Here is a 20304-nt window from a genome sequence, read left to right as displayed (position 1 = left end):
CGTGAAGACGCGATCGGAAAAATTGAAGCGCCTGGTTGCCGTCCAGCGGCATCTTGAGCGGATGGCGGAAAGCGAGCTTGCAGAGACCGCACGCCAGCGCGGCGTCCTTGCAGAAACGATCGATGTGGTCGCCGATGCAATGGGTTCGGCTCACCCGATGCATCGCATCTTCTCCGGTCATTACGCCTCCCAACTCGGGCGTCTCGCCCAGAAGGATCAGATGCTGCTCGGCATTCAGCAGGTGCACGAGGCGCGCATGCTGAGGGAGCGCGCAAAAGGCGATCGCTTCGAGGAAAACATGAAGGATGCACGCCTCGCGGAGGATCGCGAAGCGGCCGACAACTCGATGCTCGATCTGATCGACCAGCATCTCTCTACAGCGCCGCGCGTCTAATCAGACGCGCAAAGGTCGCTGTAGAACTTCGAGTCTGCATGGTTTTGTCCTTAAATCGATTCCGATTCAACGAACCATGCAGTAGCGCTCCGCCAGCTTCCGGTAAGGTTGAAGGACGATAGTGCGCCATCGGGGCGTCCTTCCAAGGGGACAAGCCCGGTTCGGAATATTTGCGACCGCGCGCGACCCCGGGCGCTTCGAGAGGATGTGACATGGCAATTTCCCCGCCCAGCGATCTTGTGATGGACGTCGTCCGCGCGGCCGATCCGGCGGAAATCCAGGAGGCCCAGGCAAAGCTCAAGGCCAACCGCGCTGCTTTCCAGGCAACGAGCCTTGCGGAAAACGGCAATGGTTTTGCCGCGGCCGTTTCGGTTCTCAACCCGTCCGAGGGATCGACCGGACTGGGCGACATCAACAACCGTGTCGAGCAGAAGAAGATTCCCGAGACCTATCGGAAGTTCGAGGCGATGGTGCTGCAGAATTTCGTGAAGTCCATGCTGCCGAGCGAAAGCGAGAACGTCTACGGCAAGGGCACCTCCGGCGACGTCTGGAAAAGCATGATGGCGGAACAGATCGGCGACGTTCTCGCCGCGGGCGGCGGTATCGGCATTGCCGATCGCATGGCCGGCGACGACGCGACCGATCGAGTGAATGCGTCGGTCGACGGCAACAGCCACAACCTCGCGACGAGCATGGTCCAGGAATACGAGCGCAAGGCTCTCTCCGGCTTTTTGACCAACGATGAAAAGAAGAAGCAAGCCTAGCGGATAAGCACACTCGGCGGGTTTCCGCCTGCATCGCGCTTTTGGATTATTTGGGAGTTGATTAATGGAAGCTGTGGCATCGAATGACGTACGAATTCGGAACGTTCTCGGCCGCCTGGAAATGATCATCGACAACGAGAACAGCCGCATCGGCGTGGACCCTGATTTCGATATCAAGACGTCGAACGCACACAAGAGCCGCTGCCTCTACGAACTGACGATGCTCCACCGCGATGCCGTGCCCGGCGAGATCTCGCCGGCCTTCATTTCGCAGACGCGCCATCTGCGCAACAAGCTGCAGGTCAACTCCCAGAAGGTCGAGGCACATCTCGAAGCGGTGCGGTCCGTGGTCGATATTCTGAAGACGGCTGCCCAGGACGCGGATGCGGATGGCATCTACACCGAAGCGCAGTTCCGCTATAGCGATTTCTGATGCTGAAGCTCGTTCTCACCGGGGTCTGGGTCTGCGTCGTTACGCTCGGATCCGTCTATTTTTCGATGCAATACGCCTCGGCGCCCGTCATATCGGAGGCCGAGGCGGATAGACGTGCATCCGAGGAATACATACCGGGAGAAATCATCACCGTCCCGGTCATCAAGGAAGGGGCGGTGCAGGGATATTTTCTTGCCAAACTGTCCTTCTCGGCAACGAAGGAAGGCATCGCGAAGCTGCACGCACCGCTCCGGCAGGTCGTGACGGATGAGCTTTACGACATGCTGGTCGGTTCGAAGTTCGTCGATCTCGCCGACACCGGGACATTCGACTTGCCGACCTTCAAGGTCGCCGTGAAGGACGGATTGAACAAAAAGCTCGGCAGTGAAGTGATCACCGAGGTTCTGGTCGAACAGCTCGAATATCTCACCAAGGACGACGTCGAGCGCGTCGCCAACAGTCAGAACAGGCCGTATCAAAAACCGGTTCCTGTCGTCGACAAGAACGGCAACGTTGCTGCGGACAAGATTCCGGAAGGGGCGGTGAAGGCGAACAGCAGCGCCCATTGACCGGCCCTGCAGCGCCGCGCGACCGGACGTGCTGAGATCGCTGGAGCACTTTGAAGGTGCTGCATGACTTTGTCCCGTTAATCGATTTAGGGAAACATGCAGTAGCGGCGAGCCGGCATTCAGGTGACGTTGTGCGTCCGGTCTTGCGCCTCTGCGGAGCCGATTTTCGCCGTCAGCCGGCCGACCGCGACATAGAGCGGATAGAGACTTGCCGCGGCGAGCCCGGTCTCCGCCCAAAGTTTGAGCCCGACCGGCAGAGAGGTGGCGATGAGCGCAAGGGATTTGCCGAGCACTCTCAACCGACCGGAGAATGTCGGGTCGCGCTGATGCTCCAGGAGTGCCGAGATTGCGCCGTTCTCGAGGCTGCGGGTACGGATCCACGACCTGGTGGTGTGATAAGCAGGAACCGTTTCCGCGACCCAGGCTTCCGTTGCCCAGGCAAACGTGAACCCTTTCGCCTTGCATCGATCGAAGAAATCCGCTTCGCCGACGCCGACGACATTGAGCGCCGGATCCAGAAACGGCCGGGGCATCCCGTCGAGTGCCGCCCGGGCTATAAGGACGTTGCCTGCCGAATAGAGGATCGGTACCGGTCCGCTCTCATTGTAAGGAGGCGTGAAAACGGGGTGCCGCTTCCACTTCTGTTCGTGCGGATCCTCGAAGACGGGGAGTTGCGGCCCGCCGACAATATCCACCCCATGGGTCTCCTGAACGGCAAGGAGGCGATCGAGCCACTCCGGAGCGGCAACTTCATCGTCATAGATGACCGCGAGCGCGCGGAGGTTGGGATAGAGATCGAGCGCTGTCGTCCATCCGGCATTGCACGCATGGGCGTGTCCGCGGCGGCGAACGACGACAATGGCGGAATCGGACGGATGTCCGAGAAAGAAGCTCTTCGCCGCCTGGGCGCCAGCCAGCCCGTCCGCGTCGTTTTCGACGACCACAGTCGCCAAAGGAACGTCAGGCCGTTGGGAAACAATGGTTTTCAGCGTTTTGACGAGGTGATCCGGGCGGCGGAACGTCGGCACGACGACTACGAGTTCGATGTCGGCCGCATCTTCCCGTTCGGTCTGGAAATAGACGGTGATGTCCTGACCGTTCAGCGTCATAGTAAGACCTGTGCGCGCAGATAGCCGGCAAGCACTACAGCAAAATTTCCTAAACAGATGTTGAATCCGGAAAACGGCTTTTGAATGAGAGCCTTAAACGGTGTTTTAGCGCAAGCGACTAAAGTGAGAAAAAATCGTCTCTCACCCCGTGTGGCAACATGTTTCCGATGCCCGTCTCCTTTTTTGCGCCGATGGAAAGTCTCGCCTTGATCTTCGATACGGCGGGCCGGACCTGCCAATGGTCCGTTGCCACTTCGGCCGCAAGGACCGGAGGCGGGTCGCGATGAACGCCTTTTCGCGCATTGTCGTAACCGCGTCCAAGCAGATCGAATCTCGCGTGCCGAGTCGCGATTTCGGCTGGGCCGATGCTTTGGCCTTCGCCGATACAGTCGCCTCCCAGCCCACATGGCATGCGGTCGTGACCGACCGCATGTTTCCGACCAGTCAGGATGCGGCGGCCTTCGTGCCCGCGCTGCTGACCTATATCGAGAAGCCGATGCGTGTCGCGCTGATCGGCTCGCATCGTGACATTGTGCGGCGCGCTGCCGAGAATTTCCGAAGCCACGCGCCCTGGCACGAATTCATAGCCGCCGGCGGCTTTTCCGGTCAGGGGAACGTTCTCGATGACGTACGCGCGCTCGAGCCCCACATTCTCGTAGTGGCGATCGAAAGCTCGAAACAGGAGAAATGGGTCGATCGAAACATTGCTCCCGAGCACGGCCGGCTCGTCATCGCCGTTGACGACTTTGTGGTTCGGGAATTCTCCCCTGCGCCCGCTCTCTTTCGTCGCCTGGGGCTCGATTGGCTCCGTCGGTTCGCGGCGGAGGCAGGGCGGCGTCGCGCGTATCACGCCTTTCGGTGGAAACCGATTAAGCGCGGTCGCGAACTTGCCGGCGTTTCCGAGCAGCATTTCGAATCGCCGCAGGCGCACCGTGGTGCTAGCCGCATCTCGCGCGAATGATTCCGAGCGCTGCCGGTGATGTCTTGCTTGCGTCAAACACTGTTCTCGCCGGAGCAGTGGGGTGTCTGTGACATGACGTTGCAAGTGGCGGCCCCGGATCTTTCAGCGATGCAAGGAAATGCTGCTGACGTCGACGGAATGCTGTTCCGGTATGGTCGGCTCTTGCATTTATGCGTTTGGAACAGCATAGGGCGCATGCAGGCAATCGCTTGATGCCGCGCGAACTAGAGTGTGCCGCGCGAAGGACAAACCGGGAGATACGCCGTGACGACTGTGATTGATGGCAAGGCCGTTGCCGCTTCGGTCATCGAAACCGTGAAATCCGCCACAAAGACGCTGGAGGCGGAAACCGGCGTCCGCGCCGGGCTCGCCGTGGTTATCGTCGGAGACGATCCGGCAAGCCACGCCTACGTATCGGCGAAGAGCAAGATGGCCAAGGAATGCGGTTTCCTTTCGGTCCAGCACACGCTGCCGCAGGAGACGTCGCAGGAGGAACTGGCGGCGCTTGTCGCGGAGCTTAATGCGGACGCCTCCATTCACGGCATTCTCGTGCAACTGCCGCTGCCGAAGCATCTTCAGTCCGAGCCGATCATCCAGTCGATCCTGCCCGAGAAGGATGTCGACGGCCTGCACGTCGTCAATGCCGGCAGGGTCGCGACCGGAGATCTCGAGAACGGGCTCATTTCCTGCACGCCTGCCGGGGCCATGGTGTTCGTGCGCCGCACGCATGGGGAGGACCTTTCGGGGCTCAACGCCGTCGTCATCGGCCGGTCGAACCTCTTCGGCAAGCCGATGTCGGCGCTGCTTCTTGCCGCCAACGCAACGGTTACGACCGCGCATTCACGCACGAGGGATCTTCCCGCCGTCTGCCGCAACGCCGACATTCTGGTTGCCGCCGTCGGTCGCCCGGAAATGGTCAAGGCCGATTGGGTGAAGCCCGGCGCGACAGTCATCGACGTCGGCATCAATCGCGTGCCGGCGCCGGAACGCGGCGAGGGCAGGACGAAGCTCGTCGGCGACGTCGCCTTCGAGGAATGCGCCAAGGTCGCAAGCGTGATCACGCCGGTTCCCGGCGGTGTCGGGCCGATGACCATTGCCATGCTGATGGCGAACACGATCATTGCAGCCTACCGCACGGCCGGTCGCAAGCCGCCGAAATTCTGACGACCGCTCCAAGGATGTGAAATGGATGCGGGCGGAGGGCCAAACGCCTTTCCGTCCGCTTCAGCGTCTACGCGATTCCGGACGGAAGACCGTCACACCCTTTTCCTGGAATTGATGTTTTTGACGGACGCCGGTCCGGTCGACGCGCGAACGATCAGTTCCGCGCGCCAAAGTTCCTGATCCGGGTAGGCGCCGCGGTCCAGGATGCCGCCGATCAGCCGGCTTGCGACGCGCGCGCCGGCGGCCCTCAGCGACGAGCGCGTCGTCGTCAGCGGCACGCTGAAATTTTCCGGCTTCAGCATCGGCAAGACATCGTCATGAGCGATGATCGAGATATCCGTGCCGACCGTGAGGCCGGCCTGATTGATCGCGCGCACGGCTCCGAGTGCCAGAGCCGTACTCGAGCAGAGAACGGCGGTAGGCGGATCCGGCTGCTTCAGGAAGCGCTGCATGCTGCGATAACCGTATTCATCGGTCATCACCGAGTGGTGGACCAATGTCTCGTCGAGATCGAGACCCCACTCCTTGAGGGCGCGTGTCACGCCCTTTTTCCGGCGAATGGCGAAGGCCAGGTGTTCCTGTCCATTGATGAGGGCGATCCGCCGATGGCCGAGCTGGATGAGAAGCCTCGTCGCGTCGTAGAAGGCGGCCGTGTTGTCTATGTCGAGGAACGGATAGTCTTTCGGGCCTCCGATCGATCGGCCATGCACGACAAAGGGGATAGACAGCGACTTGAGTATGGCGATGCGCGGGTCATTGGCGCGCATATGGGCAAGAAAGAGTGCGTCGACATTGCCGCTTGCCGCCAGGCGCCGGAACGTTGCTTCCTCGTCTTCGGGCGCACTCGGGTTCAGCACGAAATGAAAGTCGTGCTTGACGGCCTCTTCGGCGAGACCGGCAAGAAATTCGCCGAAATGAATGTCCGATCCGATACCCGATGCAATCGGCATGACAAGGCCGATGGAATAGGCCTTGCCCGTCGCCAGCCGTTGCGCGGCGCGGTTCGGCCGATAGCCGGTCTCGCGCACCGCTTTCAGGACCCGTTGCCGGGTCTTGGCGTTGACTTCCGGGTAGCCGTTGAGCGCTCGGCTGACCGTCGTCTGCGATAGGCCGAGCAACTCCGCTAGCTGCTTAAGATTGACCGGCATGGTCGGCATTCCTCCCCAAAGCGCTTTGGATACCCCTCTTATTTAGGGTGTTCCGGCGAGCGCCCCCAAATCCTGTATCACTCGCACCGCGCAGGAAAAAGCGAAAAGCCCTGTTTCCGCAGTGCAAAATGTTGATGCAAGGCAATATCCACGCCACTTTGAGACGGTCAGGAGGAAAGCGCTTGACTCTTCCTCAGTGGCGATGATTTCTTAGCAAACTCAAAGCGCTTTGAATTTGCGCGTTGATGATCCGCCCGCGGCGCAATGTCCGGGTTCATGTTGGGAGGACAATAACGTGAAGAGATCATTCCTGATGGGCGTGGCTGCGCTCGCCCTGGTAGTGGGGGCTGCCGATGCTGCCGAGCTGAAATTCAAGCCCGGCGAGGACTCCAAATTCAATTGGGCGAGTTTCGAGGAATTCAAAAAAGGCCACGACCTCAAGGGACAAACGCTGACCATCTTCGGTCCATGGCGCGGCGAGGACGAGGCCCTGTTCAAGAGCGTTTATGCCTATTTCGTTGAAGCGACGGGCGCCGAGATCAAATATTCGTCCTCCGAAAACTATGAACAGCAGATAGTCATCGACACTCAAGCTGGTAGCCCGCCGGATGTCGCGATCCTGCCGCAGCCGGGTCTTATCGCCGATCTTGCCTCGAAGGGCTATCTGACGCCGCTTGGTGACGAAACCAAGCAATGGTTGCTCGACAACTACGCAGCCGGTCAATCGTGGGTCGATCTCTCCACTTACAACGGCAAGGACGGCGCACCGGCGCTCTACGCGTTCCCTTACAAGATCGATGTGAAGTCGCTCGTCTGGTACGTGCCGGAAAACTTCGAGGACGCCGGCTACGAAGTGCCGAAGACCATGGAAGAGCTGAAGGCGCTGACCGAGAAGATCGCCGCCGATGGTGAGAAGCCGTGGTGCATCGGCCTCGGTTCGGGCGGCGCGACCGGCTGGCCGGCGACGGACTGGGTCGAGGACCTGATGCTGCGCACGCAGCCGGCCGATGTCTACGACAAGTGGGTCAAGAACGAGATTCCGTTCACCGATCCGGCGATCACCGGTGCGTTGGACGAATTCGGCTGGTTCGCACGCAACGACAAGTTCGTGGATGGCGGCGCTGCGGCCGTGGCCTCTGCCGACTTCCGTGACAGCCCGAAGGGTCTCTTCTCCTCGCCGCCGAAGTGCTACCTGCACCATCAGGCTTCGTTCATCCCGTCCTTCTTCCCGGAAGGCACCGTGATCGGCGAGGATGCCGATTTCTTCTACTTGCCTCCCTATGAGAGCAAGAAGGATCTCGGCAATCCGGTGCTGGGTGCCGGTACGCTCGCGATGATCACCAAGGACACGCCGGCCGCACGCGCCTTCATCGAGTTTCTGAAGACGCCGATCGCGCATGAGGTCTGGATGGCCCAGACGAGTTTCCTGACGCCCTACAAGAGCGTCAACGTGGAGACCTATGGCAATCCGCCGCTGAAGAAGCAGGGCGAGATCCTGCTCAATGCGACGACCTTCCGTTTCGATGGTTCCGACCTGATGCCGGGCAAGATCGGCGCAGGCGCCTTCTGGACAGGCATGGTCGATTTCGTGGGCGGCAAGTCGTCTGCCGACGTCGCAGCCGGCGTGCAGAAGGCATGGGACTCCATCAAGTAAGACTAAAACAAAGACGGCGGACGATGCTAATCTCGTCCGCCGCTCCTTCATGTCCGGATTGCCTCGGCAATCGGGGTAATCCCAATCAAGAGCGGTAGCCGTCATCACACGATGCGCCGGGAGCATCCTGCTTCGGAGCGCATTTAAGGGGAGGGATGTGTCATGCAGCAGCTATTCGCTGCCATTCTGACGATGATTGCCGGTGTCCTGGCTTGCGCAGCCTATTTCTGGGGCACCAATTTCATTCTCGACCAGATTTTCCCGTCGAAGGGCCTCTCCGGTAAGGCTGCGTCCCGCAACCTGCGCATCACCAACGCCATCCGGCCCTGGCTGTTTCTGGCGCCCGCACTGTTCGCGCTGACGATCTATCTCATCTATCCGGTCTACCAGTCCGTCGTTTTCAGTTTCCATGATCGAGCGGGAGTGAACTTCGTCGGCTTTAGTAACTACTTCTGGATGGTTAATGACAATGAATTCCGTCAGTCGATCTTCAACAATTTCCTCTGGCTGCTGGTCGTCCCGGCACTCTCGACCTTCTTCGGGCTCATCATCGCGGCGCTGACGGACCGCATCTGGTGGGGCAACATCGCCAAAACGCTGATCTTCATGCCGATGGCGATCTCCTTCGTTGGCGCCGCCGTCATCTGGAAGTTCATCTACGACTACCGTGCGGAGGGAGCGGAGCAGATCGGCCTCTTGAATGCCATTGTCGTCGCCTTCGGCGGCGTACCGCAGGCCTGGATCACGCTGCCCTTCTGGAACAATTTCTTCCTCATGGTCATCCTCATCTGGATCCAGACAGGATTTGCGATGGTCATTCTCTCCGCTGCATTGCGCGGCATACCGGAGGAGACCATCGAGGCCGCGGTGATCGACGGCGCCAATGGCTGGCAGATCTTCTTCAAGATCATGGTGCCGCAGATCTGGGGCACGATCGCCGTCGTCTGGACCACCATCACGATCCTGGTGCTCAAGGTTTTCGACATCGTTCTGGCGATGACGAACGGGCAATGGCAGAGCCAGGTGCTCGCCAACCTCATGTTCGACTGGATGTTCCGCGGTGGCGGGGACTTCGGCCGCGGCGCGTCGATTGCCGTAGTGATCATGATTCTCGTCGTCCCGATCATGATCTGGAACATCCGCAACGCGGCCAAGGAAATGAGGAGCCACTGAGATGACCCCAGCCACGCGCTCCCCGCTGATGTGGGCCGTGCACCTCTCGGTGCTTCTGCTCGTCGCTCTCTGGACGATGCCGACCGCCGGCCTGTTGATATCGTCGCTACGCGACAAGGATCAGCTCGCCGTTTCCGGATGGTGGACGGCGCTTGCCACGTCGTCGCGCAACGCCGTCGCGCGCGCTCCGTCGGCCGACAGTCAGGTCGAACGTGACGGCAAGTTCGTCATCTCAGGCAACGTTCTCGATGGTCAGGCCGGACAGGTTTCGGCCTTCGGCTTCTCCAGTCGTGAACCGGCGGCGTTCAAGGCCGGCGAAACCGCCGATCTGAACGGCGGCGAAAAGCTGACGGTGCAGGCGGACGGCAGCTTCGAGATCGTTTCCGACACGAGGATGGAAGGCTCGCGCGGCCAGCGCATCTTTTTCACCGCCGCGGCACCGCCGCGTTTCACGCTCGACAACTATAGAGAGGTTCTGAGTGCGGAGGGCATTGGCGCGTCCTTCATCAACTCGCTGACGGTTGCCGTTCCATCGACGGTCATCCCGATTCTGATAGCAGCTTTTGCAGCCTATGCTCTGGCCTGGATGCCTTTTCCCGGGCGTGCAATCCTGATCGCCGTGGTGGTCGGCCTGCTGGTCGTGCCGCTGCAGATGTCGCTTATTCCGCTCTTGAAGCTCTATAACGGCGTCGGTGCTTTCCTCGGCGTGCCGGCCAAGACCTATATGGGTATCTGGCTCGCCCATACCGGCTTCGGTTTGCCACTCGCGATCTATCTCTTGCGCAATTACATGGCCGGTCTGCCGCGCGAGATCATGGAATCCGCACGCGTCGACGGCGCCAGCGATTTTGACATCTTCGTCAAGATCATCCTGCCATTGTCGTTCCCGGCGCTCGCCTCCTTTGCGATCTTCCAATTCCTCTGGACCTGGAACGATCTTCTGGTCGCCATCGTCTTCCTCGGCACGGGCCAGGATCAGCTCGTCCTGACGGGGCGCCTGGTCAACCTCCTCGGCTCTCGCGGCGGCAACTGGGAAATCCTGACCGCTTCCGCCTTCATCACCATCGTCGTTCCTCTGATCGTCTTCTTCGCGCTGCAGCGCTATCTCGTGCGCGGCCTGCTCGCGGGGTCGGTCAAGGGCGGCTGACAGATTCAAGACAAGGACCTTTTACGCGAATGCACATGACAGAAACGACCGGCTCCATTCTGCAGCCCGACAAGGACTGGTGGCGTGGAGCGGTGATCTACCAGATCTATCCGCGCTCCTATCAGGACACGAACGGCGATGGCATCGGCGACCTGAAGGGAATCACCGCCCGGCTGGCGCATATTGCGGCGCTCGGCGTAGACGCGATCTGGATCTCGCCCTTTTTCACTTCGCCGATGAAGGATTTCGGCTATGACGTCTCCGACTATCGGGACGTCGATCCGATCTTCGGCAAGCTCGAGGATTTCGATGAGCTGATCACAGAGGCGCACCGGCTCGGCGTGCGGGTCATGATCGATCTCGTTCTGTCGCATACGTCCGACCAGCATCCATGGTTCGTCGAGAGCCGGTCGAGCCGTAGCAACGGCAAGGCGGACTGGTATGTCTGGGCCGATTCCAAACCCGACGGAAGCCCGCCCAACAACTGGCTGTCGATCTTCGGCGGCTCGGCCTGGGCCTGGGATCCGACGCGGCTGCAGTATTACCTGCACAACTTCCTGACGTCTCAGCCGGACCTCAACCTGCACAATCCGCAAGTGCAGGAGGCACTGCTCGCCGTCGAACGCTTCTGGCTGGAGCGCGGCGTCGACGGCTTCCGCCTCGACACCATCAACTTCTATTTCCACGACAAGCAACTGCGCGACAACCCGGCCTTGGCACCGGAGCGGCGCAATGCCTCGACGGCGCCGGCGGTCAATCCGTACAACTATCAGGAACACCTTTACGACAAGAACCAGCCCGAAAACCTCGAGTTCCTCAGGCGTTTCCGGGCGGCGATGGACGAGTTTCCGGCGATCGCTGCCGTCGGCGAGGTTGGCGACAGCCAGCGCGGGCTTGAGATCGCCGGTGAATATACGTCCGACGGTGACAAGATGCACATGTGCTATGCCTTCGAGTTCCTGGCGCCGGAAGCTCCGACGCCGGAACGGGTGGCCGAGGTGCTGTCTGATTTCCAGAAGGCGGCACCCGAAGGCTGGGCCTGCTGGGCCTTTTCCAATCATGATGTCGTTCGGCACGCCAGCCGCTGGGCCGACGGCGTCAGCGATTACGGCGCGCACGCCAAGCTGCTGGCGAGCCTTTTGATGTCGCTGCGTGGTTCCGTTTGCCTGTACCAGGGCGAGGAACTGGGGCTGACGGAGGCGGAACTCGCCTACGAGGATTTGCGGGATCCCTACGGCATCCAGTTCTGGCCGGATTTCAAGGGGCGCGACGGCTGCCGCACGCCGATGGTTTGGGAGAGCATGTCGGACGGCGGGTTCAGCGACGCCAAACCATGGCTGCCGGTTTCCGAGGCCCACCTTGCGCACGCAGTTGCCATTCAGGAGGCGGACCCGGCCTCAATCATGCAGCATTACCGCCGCTTCCTGAGATTCAGAAAGGCGTATCCGGCCTTTGCCAAGGGCGAGATCGAGTTTTTCGAGACGCGGGCGCCGCTCCTCGGCTTCCTGCGCACCTATGGCAACGAGAAATTGCTTTGCGTGTTCAACATGAGCGAAGGACGCGCGACCGCCGAGTTGCCGAGCGAACGATTGGAACCACTCGAGGGCCACGGTTTCGTTTCGGAAATCAGGGACAACAAGGTTAATCTTCCGGCCTGGGGCGCGTTCTTCGCGCGCCTCGGCTAAGCGTTTTCCAGCGAAGGACAACGGTTCGCATGAAGAAAGCGCCTTTTGGAGAAATGGAGAGGGGAGGATGCGATGACAGGCCTGTTGCTTAAAGATATCCGCAAGTCCTATGGGGCGGTTGATGTCATTCACGGCATCAACCTCGACATCAAGCAGGGTGAGTTCATCGTCTTCGTTGGACCGTCCGGTTGCGGGAAATCGACGCTGCTCAGGATGATCGCCGGCCTTGAAGAGATAACCGGCGGCGACATGTTCATCGATGGCGAACGGGTCAACGAGGTGCCGCCATCGAAGCGCGGCATCGCCATGGTGTTCCAGTCCTACGCGCTCTATCCGCACATGACAGTCTATGACAACATGGCTTTCGGGATGCGGATCGCCAAGGAGCCGAAGGAGGAGATCGACCGCCGCGTGCGCTCGGCGGCGGAAATCCTCCAGCTCACCAAATATCTGGACCGGCTGCCAAAGGCGCTTTCGGGCGGCCAGCGCCAGCGCGTGGCGATCGGTCGCGCGATCTGCCGAGACCCCAAGGTCTTTCTCTTCGACGAGCCGCTTTCCAATCTCGATGCCGCCTTGCGCGTCGCCACCCGGATCGAGATCGCCAAGCTCAACGAGCAGATGGCCGATACGACGATGATCTATGTCACCCATGACCAAGTGGAGGCTATGACGCTCGCCGACCGCATCGTCGTGCTTTCCGCCGGTCATATCGAGCAGGTCGGTGCCCCACTCGAACTCTACGAGCGCCCGGCGAACCTTTTTGTCGCCCGCTTCATAGGCTCGCCGGCGATGAACATCATCCCGTCGACGATCTCCGCGACCGGCGCGCAGACCACGGTGACGCTCGCAGGCGGCAAGTCGGTGACGCTTGATATCTCCACGAACGCTTCCGAAAACGGTAAGAAGGCGAGCTTCGGAGTGCGGCCGGAAGATCTGCAGGCGACGCAGACCGAAGACTTCCTGTTCGAAGGAACGGTCTCGATCGTCGAGGCGCTTGGCGAAGTGACGCTGCTCTACATCGAGGGACTGGTCGAAAACGAGCCGATCATCGCGAAGATCCCCGGCATCTCGCAGGTCAACAGGGGAGACAAGGTGCGCTTCACCGCCGACAAGGCAAAGCTTCACCTTTTTGACGAAGCCGGGCGCAGCTATCGCGCTTAGTGCAATTCCAGGAGCAGTGTGTAACGGTTTTCCGTCCGGATTGCTCAGTTTCAAGGGGCTGCAGCGTTCTTTGCGCGTCCGATAAGACGCGCGGCGCTGTGGTCCATGTCACCGGTGGTGCGGCGCAAGCGAAGGAACAGCGCGCGCTTTCTCCTCCGCATTCAGTCAGATGGATTTAACCATATCGGACTCGCCCGGCGCTTCCGCACGAGTTTTCCACACGTGTTTGGGAAGCCAAACTCTCTGTTAAATTTCATGGGTTAGCGTCGCCGCAGGTAGAAATGCGAAAGGCGAATTCGATGAGCGGCGCGTCCCCCGTGGTGCACCAGCACTTCCTCAACAAGGAAGAATCCTTCATGTACGATCGGGAAACGAACTTCCCAATGGAGGACACACGCAACGAGGCGCGCATCGAATTCACCGAGAAAGGCGTACAGAACCTTTCATCGCGTCGCTGCGAAATCATCAAGCTCTCCAAGAGCGGCGCCGTCATCGGTATCCTGACGAAGTTCAAGCTGCCGCAGAACTTCTATCTCGACATCCCGAGCGCGCGCATTCCCTTGATCGGGTGCCTGCTCAAGCGCGTCCATGCCAACAATATCATCGAAGCCCGCTTCCTGCGGCTTTTGACCGATCGCGATTTGAACCGGATTTTCGTCTACAGCACGCATCCGAACCATCGCAATCGCACGCTCGATATCTACCGCTGAAAATCGGAAGTGCGCCGTCTTGCAGCTATGCGTCTGCAGTTGTCCTCTCTCTTGACGGGATTACCTTCGTCGTCGAAATTTGACACTAAGGCGCCGCGCGTCTCAGGCAGGCACGTCGCCTTAAATCGGCTCCGACTAAGGAACCATACAGCAGATCGACTGCGCTTGAAGCGAGAGAACCGCTATGCAGCGACCCTATCGTCTTTCCTGTCATTGCGGCGACATTTGTGTCGAGGTCGATGCTGATCTCTCAGGATTGATCGAATGCAATTGTTCGACGTGCCGGCGGTCGGGTTTCCTTCATTGGAAGGTGGATTCCGCCAGTGTCAGGCTCATCACTGAAAAGCGCCGCCTGTCGAGCTACATCTGGCGCGGCGTTACCGAAGGCCATCACTTCTGCCCCACATGTGGCACTGCGATCATGCGAAGCGGCTATCCGGAGAACCGCGTCTCACTCAATGCCCGCTGCATCGAGGGAGTGGACGTGTTCACACTCGAAATCGAACATTATGATGGGCGAAACGATATTCATCCCGGGCCGCTCCCGTAGCTGGAGCGTCCCGTAACGGTGCGCCAGCACGGGCATCCGCCGCCTTACTGGAAAAGGACGCTTGCCCCATGATCGGCCGTGCCCGCGATCCTGCGGAACGGAGCGAAGAGCTCACGGCCCATGCCGAATTCGTTGTCGGAGAGGTCGATATGTGCCGGCACGCGCGTTCTCAGCGCAATGTCTTCGACCAGCACCTCGATCGTCCCGGCAACGGCGTCGATGCGGACGATGTCGCCCTCCTGGATGCGCGCGATCGGCCCGCCATCCTTTGCTTCCGGTGTGACATGGATGGCCGCAGGCACCTTGCCGGACGCGCCTGACATGCGGCCATCGGTCAAGATCGCGACTTTCTGACCGCGGTCCTGGAGAATGCCGAGCACGGTCGTCAGCTTGTGCAGTTCCGGCATGCCATTGGCCTTCGGCCCCTGGAAGCGGACCACCGCGACGAAATCGCCTTCGAGCTTCCCCGCCTTGAATGCGGCGTTGAGTTCCGCTTGGTCATGAAAGATCTTCGCCGGCGCCTCAATGACATGGCGCTCCGGTTTGACGGCCGAAATCTTGATCACGGCCTTGCCGAGATTGCCCGCGAGCATCTTTAACCCGCCCGTGTGCTGGAACGGTTGGTCGATCGTTGCCAGCACCTTCGGGTCGGCACTCTGTTGCGGCGCCGGCTCGCGGTGCACGCCTCCGTTGGCGCCGAGCTTGATGTCGATCGCATAGGCGTTAAGGCCGTGGCCGAACACCGTCCTGACGTCGTCGTGCAGCAATCCGTTCTTGAGCAGCTGGCTGATCAGGAAGCCCATGCCGCCGGCGGCGTGGAAATGGTTCACGTCCGCGAGTCCGTTCGGATAGACGCGCGCGAGAAGCGGCACGATATCGGAAAGTTCCGAGATATCCTGCCAGGTGAGCAGGATGCCCGCCGCGCGCGCCATGGCAACAAGATGCATGGTGTGGTTGGTCGAGCCGCCCGTCGCATGCAGGCCGACGACACCGTTGACGATCGATCGTTCATCGATCATTTCGCCGGCGGGGGTGAACTCGTTGCCCATGGCGGTGATGGCGAGCGCCCGCTTTGCCGCTTCCTTCGTCAGCGCGTCGCGCAGCGGCGTGCCGGGATTGATGAAGGAGGCGCCGGGCAGGTGGAAGCCCATGATTTCCATCAGCATCTGGTTGGAGTTGGCGGTGCCGTAGAAGGTGCAGGTACCCGGGCCGTGATAGGACTTGGATTCCGCCTCGAGCAGCTCGTCGCGACCGACCTTGCCTTCGGCGAAGAGCTGGCGGACGCGGGCCTTTTCGTCGTTAGGCAGACCTGAGGTCATCGGTCCGGCGGGAATGAAGACCGCCGGCAAGTGGCCGAAAGTCAGCGCTGCGATGACGAGGCCCGGAACGATCTTGTCGCAGACGCCGAGATAGACCGCGGAATCGAACATGTTGTGCGACAGGCCGACGCCGGCAGCCATCGCGATCAGGTCGCGCGAGAAGAGGGAAAGCTCCATCCCCGGCTGCCCCTGGGTGACGCCGTCGCACATCGCCGGCACGCCACCGGCGACTTGCGCCACGCCGCCCGCCTCGCGAGCCGCCTCCCGGATCAGTGCCGGATAGGTCTCGAAGGGCTGATGCGCCGAGAGCATGTCGTTGTAGGAGGTGATGATGCCGAGGTTGGGGACGCGGTCACCCGCGAGCGCCGTCTTCTCGGCGGGGGAACAGACGGCAAACCCGTGCGCGAGGTTGCCGCAGCCGAGCACGCTGCGGTGCGGCCCGTTTGCCGACGCGCTACGGACGCGATCGAGATAGGCCTCGCGCTGGGGTTTCGAGCGCTCGACGATACGGGCGGTGATTGCGGCAACGCGGGAATCGGCGGACATGACACATCCTGTTCCGGAGCTTGGGGCTCCTGTCTTCATCCTGTTATCGGTCTACAGCGGCCGCGCTCTCCGCATCGGTGGCTGCAACAGTTTGAATTGCTGTTGTAATTTACCCTCAATCCGATAGCGAAATAAGGACAAATCACCCAACACGACCTGCGCATTCGAGTGAGCGCGCAGGGAATGCTCCAAGTCGGAGCGCTTTCTACCCTCGGCGGCTTGCCCGAACGGGCCACGCTCCGCCGTGTTACGGCGCCCAATAGATCTGCAGCGGCGAGGTGGCCCGCCGCAACATGGCGCGGATCGGCATCTCCGCCTCGTCACCGGGCGCCTCCGCTCGGGCAAGAACCTCCTTCTTGCCGTCGCCTTCGATATGGAGGACGAGTAACCCGGCGTCCTGGAGACTGGAAAAGGTGAAGGTCAGGCGTATTTCGCCCGCGCCTTCCGCTTCCATGGTGATCACGCCGCGTGGCGTCGCGGGATCGATCGCCTCCTTGAGGCGCGTCCCACCCGGGAAGAACGACGCGGTATGCCCGTCCGTTCCCATCCCGAGAACGACGATATCGAAGGGCGTGCCGATGGCCGCCACCGATTGGCTCGCCATGGTTGCCGCCTCCTCGGCGGTCGCCGCGGCATGATAGAGCGGCACGAAATGCGCCTTGGCCGCCTCGTTTTGCAGGAGGTTCTGAGCGACGAGGCCATGGTTGGAGCGTTCGTTTTCCTGCGGCACGAAGCGTTCGTCGACGAGGGTGACGGTCACTTTCGCCCAGTCGAGTTCGCGCTGCGACAGCGCCTGGAAGAACGCTTTCGGCGTCGATCCGCCGGAGACCGCGATGCTCGCCGCGCCGCGCGCATCGATCGCCGCGGCGAGCCTGGCGCGGACGGCGTCCGCGAGGCCTTCCGCCAGTGCAGTTCCATTCTCGAATGTGTGCAGGATGGTGCTCATGAGCCGGTCCTAGATCGTATCGTTCCAGGTGCGGCCGTCGCGCTCGATCAGCGCGATCGACTGGCTCGGCCCCCAGGTGCCGGCCGTATAACCCTGCACCTGCTGCCCGGTCGTTTCCCACGCCTTGAGGATAGGGTCGATCCATTGCCAGGCGGCTTCCACTTCGTCGCGGCGCACGAACAGCGTCTGGTTGTTGCGGACGACATCGAGCAGCAGCCGCTCATAGGCGTCGGCGTTGCGCACGTCGAATGCTTCCGCGAAGCTCATGTCCAGGGGCACGTTCCTGAGGCGCATGCCGCCCGGCCCCGGATCCTTGATCATCAGCGACTGCTTGACGCCTTCGTTCGGCTGGAGGCGGATCATCAACTGGTTGGCCGAGATGCGTCCGGCACTGTGGTCGAAGATCGAGTGGGGAATCTGCTTGAACGTGATGACGATCTCCGACATGCGGCCCGCCATGCGCTTGCCGGTGCGTATATAGAAGGGCACGCCGGCCCAGCGCCAGTTGCTGACCTCGGCCTTGAGTGCGACGAAGGTTTCGGTGTTGGAAACGCCGCCTTCGAGTTCCTCCAGATAGCCCTTCACCGGGCCGCCCGCAGATGCGCCCGCGCGATACTGGCCGCGAACCGTCACCTGCTCGACATTGGCCGCGGTGATCGGCTTCAGCGCGCGAAGCACCTTGAGCTTTTCGTCGCGCACCGCCTCGGCGTCCATCGAGGTCGGCGCTTCCATGGCTACGAAGCAGACGAGTTGCAGAATGTGGTTCTGCACCATGTCGCGGAGCGCGCCCGCCTTGTCGTAATAGCCGGCACGATTTTCCAGGCCGACGGATTCCGAAACCGTGATCTGCACGTGGTCGATGTGCGCCGAGTTCCACAGCGGCTCGTAAAGCGCATTGGCAAAGCGCAGAGCCATGAGGTTCTGCACTGTCTCCTTGCCGAGATAGTGATCGATGCGGAAGATCTGCTCTTCACGGAACACCCGGCCGATCGTGTCGTTGAGTTCCGTCGCCGATGCGAGGTCGCGCCCGATCGGCTTTTCGACGACGATCCGGGTGCTCTTGGTGATGAGCTTGTGGTCGCGAATCTTTTCCGAGATATCGCCGAAGATCGCCGGGCCGACGGCGAGATAGAAGGCGCGGATGCGATCCTTTCCTTCTTCAAGGATCTTCTTCAGCGAGTCCCAACCTTGGTCGGACTTGGCGTCGACCGAGACGTAGTAGAGCCGCGACGTGAACTTCTCCACTTCCGCTTCGTTGAATTCGCCCTGTTTCAGATGCTCTTTCAGGGCCTCGGTCGCAAATCCCCGGTATTCCTCATGGGTGAGTGCCGCGCGCGACGCACCGATGATACGTGTAGGCTCAGTGAATTGACCTTCGATCTGTCGGTGATAGAGCGCGGGCAGAAGCTTGCGCTCCGCAAGATCGCCGGTGCCCCCGAACACGACATAGTCAAACGGGTCGACGGGAATGATCTGGCTGCTCATGGGATATCTCGATCTCGTTCAGGTCAGGGGCACGTATAATCTAATCGATTTAAAAACGCTAGGGTGCGGCGCAACAAAATGAGGCTGCACCCGGCTTTTTAAAACCGGTCGCGCAAGGCGTACCAGCTGAGCGCGAGGAACAGGAGCGCCGAGCGGAATCGCATTCCGCCCGGGAAAGCTGGTATTTTCAAGGCCTTGAGAAGGTCCAGTTCCGTCGTTTTACCCAAAGCCAGGTCAGCATAGAGCTTGCCACAGTAGTTGGACAGCATGACGCCGTGACCGGAATAACCACCGATGCTTGTGACACCGGGCATGACCTCTCTGCAGAAGGGATGGCGCGGCATGGTGATGCCGACCGACCCGCCCCAGGCGTGGGTGATCTCGACGTTGGCGAGTGCCGGATATATCTCGCTGATCTGTCGGCGGATATGGCTGGAAATGTCGCGTGGGTTGTCGGCCGTATAGGCTTCGCGCCCGCCGAAAAGCAGCCGTCCATCCTTCGATTTGCGGAAATAGCGCACCACGAAACGCGAATCGTCGACGGATTCCCCGCCGGGCAGCACATTCGGATGGCCGGACAAGACCTTTGTTGCGCCGATGAACGAACGGATCGGCATGACGTGGCTTGCGGTTACCGGCTCGAGGTTGCCGATATGGGCGTTGCAGGCGATCAAGGCCCGGTCGGCGGTTATCGTGCCCCGATCGGTGTCAATGACGATCGCGCCGCCCTTTTTCTCGATCTTCAGTGCCTTTGTGTGTTCGTGGAGCTTGGCGCCGGCTCGCGATGCCTGCTTCGCGAGCCCGACAAGCAGCTTCATCGGGTGGATGTGCCCGGTGCCGGTGTCGCGTATGCCGAATTGATAATGATGCGACCCGAGCCGGCTTGCCGTCTCATCCCGTTCCATGAAGGAAAGATGCGGGTAGCCGAACCGCTCCGCCATCGCTTCGACGTGTCTGCGGTAGTATTTCTCGAGACTCTGCTTGTGGCTCACGGAGAGCTGGCCAGGGACGAACTCGATGTCGATTCCGTGTTCGCCGGCGAAGTCCAGCACGTAGCGCTTGGCGTTTTCCGCCATCTCGAAAAGCAGCTTGGCGCGCTCGTGGCCGAGCGCTTCCTCCGCCTCGTCCGCCCAGGCGCGCTGGCCCGTGCCGAACTGGCCGCCGTTCCGGCCCGAGGCGCCGTCGCCAAAACGGCAGGCGTCGATCAGCGCAACGTCGGTACCGTGCTTGGCGAGGTTGTAGGCGGCCTGAAGACCGGTATAGCCGCCGCCGATGATCGCAACGTCAGTCTTGCACGAGCCTGCCAGCGCCGGGTAGTCCGGACGCTCCAGTACCGTCGCCTCGTACCAGGAAATTCCGGGCGAGATCGGACTTTGCCAGGGCATA

Annotated in this window: 19 protein-coding genes; 13 read left to right on the top strand and 6 right to left on the bottom strand. The window is 61.0% G+C overall.

Going from position 1 to position 20304, the window contains the following annotated elements; genetic code table 11:
* Nucleotide 1 precedes the first annotated feature (1 nt).
* The 4 genes from ILFOPFJJ_RS12605 (at nucleotide 2) to ILFOPFJJ_RS12590 (ending at nucleotide 2160) form a co-directional block, all read left to right on the top strand.
* Nucleotides 2–394 (top strand): hypothetical protein, encoded by a 393-nt coding sequence (locus tag ILFOPFJJ_RS12605; protein ID WP_173510881.1) that lies wholly within the window; start codon nucleotides 2–4, stop codon nucleotides 392–394.
* 212 nt (nucleotides 395–606) lie between these two features.
* Complete coding sequence (locus ILFOPFJJ_RS12600; RefSeq protein ID WP_173510880.1) at nucleotides 607–1158, top strand: rod-binding protein; 552 nt, start codon at nucleotides 607–609, stop codon at nucleotides 1156–1158.
* A 64-nt stretch (nucleotides 1159–1222) separates the two neighbouring features.
* Nucleotides 1223–1591 carry a hypothetical protein gene (locus tag ILFOPFJJ_RS12595; protein WP_173510879.1) on the top strand — a complete coding sequence of 123 codons (369 nt, stop codon included), beginning with the start codon at nucleotides 1223–1225 and terminating at the stop codon, nucleotides 1589–1591.
* Nucleotides 1591–2160 (top strand): hypothetical protein, encoded by a 570-nt coding sequence (locus ILFOPFJJ_RS12590; protein ID WP_173510878.1) that lies wholly within the window; start codon nucleotides 1591–1593, stop codon nucleotides 2158–2160. Before ILFOPFJJ_RS12595 ends, ILFOPFJJ_RS12590 begins: the two co-directional genes overlap by 1 nt.
* A 119-nt stretch (nucleotides 2161–2279) precedes the next feature.
* Here the strand turns inward: ILFOPFJJ_RS12590 and ILFOPFJJ_RS12585 are convergent, their stop codons facing one another.
* Nucleotides 2280–3269 carry a glycosyltransferase family 2 protein gene (locus ILFOPFJJ_RS12585; RefSeq protein WP_173510877.1) on the bottom strand — a complete coding sequence of 330 codons (990 nt, stop codon included), beginning with the start codon at nucleotides 3267–3269 and terminating at the stop codon, nucleotides 2280–2282.
* Nucleotides 3270–3552: 283 nt separating this feature from the next.
* Here ILFOPFJJ_RS12585 and ILFOPFJJ_RS12580 point away from each other — a divergent pair, with 283 nt between their 5' ends.
* Together ILFOPFJJ_RS12580 and folD are read left to right on the top strand one after the other, a co-directional pair.
* Entirely contained in the window at nucleotides 3553–4230 is a 678-nt protein-coding gene (locus ILFOPFJJ_RS12580) for a WecB/TagA/CpsF family glycosyltransferase (RefSeq protein WP_173510876.1), read from the top strand.
* A 264-nt stretch (nucleotides 4231–4494) separates the two neighbouring features.
* The gene (gene folD, locus ILFOPFJJ_RS12575; RefSeq protein WP_173510875.1) at nucleotides 4495–5394 is read left to right on the top strand and encodes a bifunctional methylenetetrahydrofolate dehydrogenase/methenyltetrahydrofolate cyclohydrolase FolD; all 900 of its coding nucleotides are present in this window, start codon (nucleotides 4495–4497) and stop codon (nucleotides 5392–5394) included.
* A gap of 92 nt (nucleotides 5395–5486) precedes the next feature.
* Here folD and ILFOPFJJ_RS12570 read toward each other — a convergent pair whose 3' ends face one another.
* The gene (locus ILFOPFJJ_RS12570) at nucleotides 5487–6542 is read right to left on the bottom strand and encodes a substrate-binding domain-containing protein (RefSeq protein WP_173510874.1); all 1056 of its coding nucleotides are present in this window, start codon (nucleotides 6540–6542) and stop codon (nucleotides 5487–5489) included.
* A 295-nt stretch (nucleotides 6543–6837) separates the two neighbouring features.
* Between ILFOPFJJ_RS12570 and ILFOPFJJ_RS12565 the strand changes: the two genes are divergently transcribed.
* From ILFOPFJJ_RS12565 to ILFOPFJJ_RS12535, 7 genes are all read left to right on the top strand, one after another.
* Nucleotides 6838–8196: an ABC transporter substrate-binding protein gene (locus ILFOPFJJ_RS12565; RefSeq protein WP_173510873.1), complete on the top strand. Its 1359-nt coding sequence runs from the start codon at nucleotides 6838–6840 to the stop codon at nucleotides 8194–8196.
* 162 nt (nucleotides 8197–8358) lie between these two features.
* Nucleotides 8359–9369 carry a carbohydrate ABC transporter permease gene (locus ILFOPFJJ_RS12560; protein WP_173510872.1) on the top strand — a complete coding sequence of 337 codons (1011 nt, stop codon included), beginning with the start codon at nucleotides 8359–8361 and terminating at the stop codon, nucleotides 9367–9369.
* Between the two features lies 1 nt (nucleotide 9370).
* Nucleotides 9371–10516, top strand: a complete 1146-nt coding sequence (locus tag ILFOPFJJ_RS12555; RefSeq protein ID WP_173510871.1) for a carbohydrate ABC transporter permease — start codon at nucleotides 9371–9373, stop codon at nucleotides 10514–10516.
* Between the two features lie 29 nt (nucleotides 10517–10545).
* Entirely contained in the window at nucleotides 10546–12201 is a 1656-nt protein-coding gene (gene bglA / locus ILFOPFJJ_RS12550) for a beta-galactosidase BglA (RefSeq protein WP_173510870.1), read from the top strand.
* A 72-nt stretch (nucleotides 12202–12273) separates the two neighbouring features.
* A complete protein-coding gene (locus tag ILFOPFJJ_RS12545; RefSeq protein WP_173510869.1) occupies nucleotides 12274–13362 on the top strand; it encodes an ABC transporter ATP-binding protein in 1089 nt (362 codons plus the stop codon).
* Between the two features lie 299 nt (nucleotides 13363–13661).
* Nucleotides 13662–14072 (top strand): hypothetical protein, encoded by a 411-nt coding sequence (locus tag ILFOPFJJ_RS12540; RefSeq protein WP_173510868.1) that lies wholly within the window; start codon nucleotides 13662–13664, stop codon nucleotides 14070–14072.
* Nucleotides 14073–14256: 184 nt separating this feature from the next.
* Nucleotides 14257–14622 (top strand): GFA family protein, encoded by a 366-nt coding sequence (locus ILFOPFJJ_RS12535; protein WP_173510867.1) that lies wholly within the window; start codon nucleotides 14257–14259, stop codon nucleotides 14620–14622.
* 44 nt (nucleotides 14623–14666) lie between these two features.
* On the opposite strand, the gene edd is transcribed toward ILFOPFJJ_RS12535, so the two are convergent.
* The 4 genes from edd to ILFOPFJJ_RS12515 form a co-directional block, all read right to left on the bottom strand.
* The gene (gene edd, locus ILFOPFJJ_RS12530; RefSeq protein ID WP_173510866.1) at nucleotides 14667–16487 is read right to left on the bottom strand and encodes a phosphogluconate dehydratase; all 1821 of its coding nucleotides are present in this window, start codon (nucleotides 16485–16487) and stop codon (nucleotides 14667–14669) included.
* Nucleotides 16488–16734: 247 nt separating this feature from the next.
* Nucleotides 16735–17433, bottom strand: coding sequence for a 6-phosphogluconolactonase (pgl, locus tag ILFOPFJJ_RS12525; RefSeq protein ID WP_173510865.1), 699 nt, complete (start codon nucleotides 17431–17433; stop codon nucleotides 16735–16737).
* A 9-nt stretch (nucleotides 17434–17442) separates the two neighbouring features.
* On the bottom strand, nucleotides 17443–18918 hold the full coding sequence (gene zwf / locus ILFOPFJJ_RS12520; RefSeq protein WP_173510864.1) for a glucose-6-phosphate dehydrogenase: 1476 nt from the start codon (nucleotides 18916–18918) through the stop codon (nucleotides 17443–17445).
* Between the two features lie 98 nt (nucleotides 18919–19016).
* Nucleotides 19017–20303, bottom strand: coding sequence for an NAD(P)/FAD-dependent oxidoreductase (locus tag ILFOPFJJ_RS12515; RefSeq protein ID WP_173510863.1), 1287 nt, complete (start codon nucleotides 20301–20303; stop codon nucleotides 19017–19019).
* Between the last annotated feature and the right edge of the window lies 1 nt (nucleotide 20304).

It is taken from the genome of Sinorhizobium psoraleae (assembly GCF_013283645.1).
Lineage (GTDB): Bacteria > Pseudomonadota > Alphaproteobacteria > Rhizobiales > Rhizobiaceae > Sinorhizobium > Sinorhizobium psoraleae.
This window is presented reverse-complemented; position numbering and strand designations above follow the sequence as displayed.

Excerpts from the sequence above, each read along its gene's own strand:
- ILFOPFJJ_RS12580 (WP_173510876.1), top strand. The coding sequence starts at position 3,553 with ATGAACGCCTTTTCGCGCATTGTCGTAACCGCGTCCAAGCAGATCGAA.
- ILFOPFJJ_RS12535 (WP_173510867.1), top strand. The coding sequence starts at position 14,257 with ATGCAGCGACCCTATCGTCTTTCCTGTCATTGCGGCGACATTTGTGTC.
- ILFOPFJJ_RS12590 (WP_173510878.1), top strand. The coding sequence starts at position 1,591 with ATGCTGAAGCTCGTTCTCACCGGGGTCTGGGTCTGCGTCGTTACGCTC.
- ILFOPFJJ_RS12515 (WP_173510863.1), bottom strand. The coding sequence starts at position 20,303 with ATGCCCTGGCAAAGTCCGATCTCGCCCGGAATTTCCTGGTACGAGGCG.
- ILFOPFJJ_RS12545 (WP_173510869.1), top strand. The coding sequence starts at position 12,274 with ATGACAGGCCTGTTGCTTAAAGATATCCGCAAGTCCTATGGGGCGGTT.
- ILFOPFJJ_RS12600 (WP_173510880.1), top strand. The coding sequence starts at position 607 with ATGGCAATTTCCCCGCCCAGCGATCTTGTGATGGACGTCGTCCGCGCG.
- ILFOPFJJ_RS12540 (WP_173510868.1), top strand. The coding sequence starts at position 13,662 with ATGAGCGGCGCGTCCCCCGTGGTGCACCAGCACTTCCTCAACAAGGAA.
- ILFOPFJJ_RS12585 (WP_173510877.1), bottom strand. The coding sequence starts at position 3,269 with ATGACGCTGAACGGTCAGGACATCACCGTCTATTTCCAGACCGAACGG.
- ILFOPFJJ_RS12555 (WP_173510871.1), top strand. The coding sequence starts at position 9,371 with ATGACCCCAGCCACGCGCTCCCCGCTGATGTGGGCCGTGCACCTCTCG.
- ILFOPFJJ_RS12595 (WP_173510879.1), top strand. The coding sequence starts at position 1,223 with ATGGAAGCTGTGGCATCGAATGACGTACGAATTCGGAACGTTCTCGGC.
- zwf (WP_173510864.1), bottom strand. The coding sequence starts at position 18,918 with ATGAGCAGCCAGATCATTCCCGTCGACCCGTTTGACTATGTCGTGTTC.
- pgl (WP_173510865.1), bottom strand. The coding sequence starts at position 17,433 with ATGAGCACCATCCTGCACACATTCGAGAATGGAACTGCACTGGCGGAA.
- ILFOPFJJ_RS12560 (WP_173510872.1), top strand. The coding sequence starts at position 8,359 with ATGCAGCAGCTATTCGCTGCCATTCTGACGATGATTGCCGGTGTCCTG.
- ILFOPFJJ_RS12570 (WP_173510874.1), bottom strand. The coding sequence starts at position 6,542 with ATGCCGGTCAATCTTAAGCAGCTAGCGGAGTTGCTCGGCCTATCGCAG.
- bglA (WP_173510870.1), top strand. The coding sequence starts at position 10,546 with ATGCACATGACAGAAACGACCGGCTCCATTCTGCAGCCCGACAAGGAC.
- edd (WP_173510866.1), bottom strand. The coding sequence starts at position 16,487 with ATGTCCGCCGATTCCCGCGTTGCCGCAATCACCGCCCGTATCGTCGAG.